This is a genomic window from Brunnivagina elsteri CCALA 953 (assembly GCF_002289455.1).
GTDB classification, from domain to species: Bacteria; Cyanobacteriota; Cyanobacteriia; order Cyanobacteriales; family Nostocaceae; genus Brunnivagina; species Brunnivagina elsteri.
The window spans coordinates 1-2,515 of record NZ_NTFS01000626.1; the positions used below are offsets into that span (position 1 = coordinate 1).

At 34.4% G+C, this 2,515-nt stretch carries 2 protein-coding genes; one reads left to right on the forward strand and one right to left on the reverse strand.

What is annotated here, in order from left to right:
* Positions 1 to 285 precede the first annotated feature (285 nt).
* On the forward strand, positions 286 to 1,362 hold the full coding sequence (locus tag CK510_RS29230; protein WP_095724960.1) for a M28 family peptidase: 1,077 nt from the start codon (positions 286 to 288) through the stop codon (positions 1,360 to 1,362).
* A 242-nt stretch (positions 1,363 to 1,604) separates the two neighbouring features.
* Here the strand turns inward: CK510_RS29230 and CK510_RS29235 are convergent, their stop codons facing one another.
* Positions 1,605 to 2,336, reverse strand: a complete 732-nt coding sequence (locus CK510_RS29235; RefSeq protein ID WP_095724961.1) for a hypothetical protein — start codon at positions 2,334 to 2,336, stop codon at positions 1,605 to 1,607.
* Positions 2,337 to 2,515: the final 179 nt, after the last annotated feature.

Here is a 2,515-nt window from a genome sequence, read left to right on the forward strand (position 1 = left end):
ATTAGCCGTTTAGAGTATGGCTAGGCAATTATAAAGTCTAATTCCCAATTCTCAATTCCCAATTCCCAATTAGAATAGTCTTTCTTTTTACTCTTTATTTTTTACGAATTGTGATAATTGATTAAAATTATTCTGTATTTTTAAATACATATTATTTTCAAATATTCATATTGAAATACCTATATAAATATTAATGGGAACTTTAAGGTATTTTCTTGATTCTGTCAAAAGACAATGCGTAAAAGTTATTGCGAAACTTAGAGAGTTTAGCTCAGAGTGGATTCTATGAAAAAGTGGATTTGGTTACTTGTATTAATTTTAGCTGCATTGTGTGTGGTGGGTAGCAAGGGTCTTTTTGAACAGCGATATGCCTTTGGCATTAAGCTTCGCTTATCGCAACCTGTTATTGATACAATCCGAGTTGAGAAGCCAAGTAATTCCTCTAATTCTTCGACAGAGCAAAAGTTAGAAGCTGCGGTAAGTTCCCCACAAGTTTCCCGTGAGAGGTTATTAACCCATATCCAAAAGCTGAATTTCCAACGCTACACAGATGCAGAACGACTTCGTTCTCGAAACTATATTACCAGTGAATTGAAAAAATATGGCTTCAAACCGAAACAACAATCCTTTACCGATGGTGTTAATATTATTGCCGAGCGTTTGGGGAGCGATCGCACTGCTGGAGCGATTCTAGTTGGAGCGCATTACGACACGGTTTTTCAGTCTCCGGGAGCCGATGACAATGGTACTGGTGTCGCAGTTGTCCTAGAAATTGCCCGTATGTTTGGTTTGGAATCAACTCCACGTACTCTCAAATTGGTTTTATTTGACAAGGAAGAGGCTGGATTACTCGGTAGTCTGGCATTTGCTACCAAAAGAAACCATGTTAAGGATTTACGTGGGGCTATTATTATGGATATGGTTGGTTATGCTTGTTACAATCCTGGATGTCAGAATTACCCAACAGGCTTACCAATTAAACCACCTAGTGATAAAGGTGATTTCATTGCGGTGATTGGGGATACTGAGCATTTGCCTCTTTTAAATTCATTTCAAAATTCGACTTCCAAACAAGAAAAATTACCTGCTATACTTACCGTTCCCATACCACTTAAAGGGTTATTAACTCCTGATACTCTCCGTAGCGATCATGCACCTTTTTGGTATCAAGGTATAGGTGCTGTTCTTGTCACTGATACCGCTAATTTACGTACTCCCCACTATCATCAACCTAGCGATAAACCAAATAATATTGATGATAGCTTTTTTACTGGTTCAGCACAAATTATAGTTAATGCTACGGATAAGTTATTAAGAAGTAATATTAGTTTGAATACACCAGTCTCCGCAATATCTCCTTGAGGTTATCAGCATTCCAAATATTTGATTTTTGAACGCTGATACTTAATTATTCTTACAAATGGTTAGAACTTACATGCAGAATTTATATCTCTAACTACTGCAACTTTGATTACATATAAGTACATCATTTGTAGTGATGTATGGTTTTGTCTTTGGCTATTTAGCCATAACAAATAGTTTATCTTAATGGCTTTAAGGTACTATTAAGATAATCAGAATTTGTTTTGAGTAGAGAATTTTGTCTAGCTGTTTATAATATCACGCAAGATTTTCGAGCTTTGTTTAAAATCTAAAGCTTTTAAATTTAGAATACATACTTGTTCAGTAAATTCCAATTTTTCAACTAGGGCAGTATCAATGCGACTTATCCATTCATCTAGTTGATTATCGATTTGTGCAAGTTCCAAGATAGAGAGCATTCGCTTGGTTTCAGATTCATTAAGTGATGGCAGCGAAGAAAGACGAATATACTCACTGATTAACCATAATAGAGTTTCGTCTACATCTTCTTGTTCTTTTTCTCTTCGTGCATCCTCATCATCTGTAAATTTCAATAATATGTTCATGATTAGTACTTTTTCGAGTTGCAAGTCTTGGTTCAAATTTCGATTCAAATATTTGAATAGTGTGAATACATCAGTCTTTTCTAGTTCTAATTTCGATAATAGTTCTGCTGATGTTTCTGGTGGATTATTTTGTGTTTGTTGATGTTGATGATATTGTTCTAAATTTTGATTCTCTTTTGCAAATAGGTTTTCTTTTGCAAATAAAAGATGCCAAATTGTTTCCAATTTTACAAAAATTTTGTCTAATTCATTTTCTGTCAAATTACTACCCGTAAGTCGCTTTAACCAAGGAAGTTTGTCTTGTTTTTCCTTGAATTTATTTAGCTGGGATGGAAGCGATACTCCTTTGGAGTCACTAGCCTCCGGCAATGCTAAAAGCATACGCGATCGCATAATTTCTTCACACATTTGAAATAACTATTATGTAACTCTTCGTTTGTTAATGACTTTATATCTGGAGATGTGACCTGAAAACATAGATTTAATGTAAAGTTTATTAAATCCAAGCAAAAATAAATTTCTGATGAAGGAATCAATCATCTGGTTTATTAAACATGATTAGAAAACATGAGCATAAGGATAATAAA

What these genes read in the sequence shown, in the direction of transcription:
- CK510_RS29230 (WP_095724960.1), top strand. Translation starts at nt 286, where the DNA reads ATGAAAAAGTGGATTTGGTTACTTGTATTAATTTTAGCTGCATTGTGT.
- CK510_RS29235 (WP_095724961.1), bottom strand. Translation starts at nt 2,336, where the DNA reads ATGTGTGAAGAAATTATGCGATCGCGTATGCTTTTAGCATTGCCGGAG.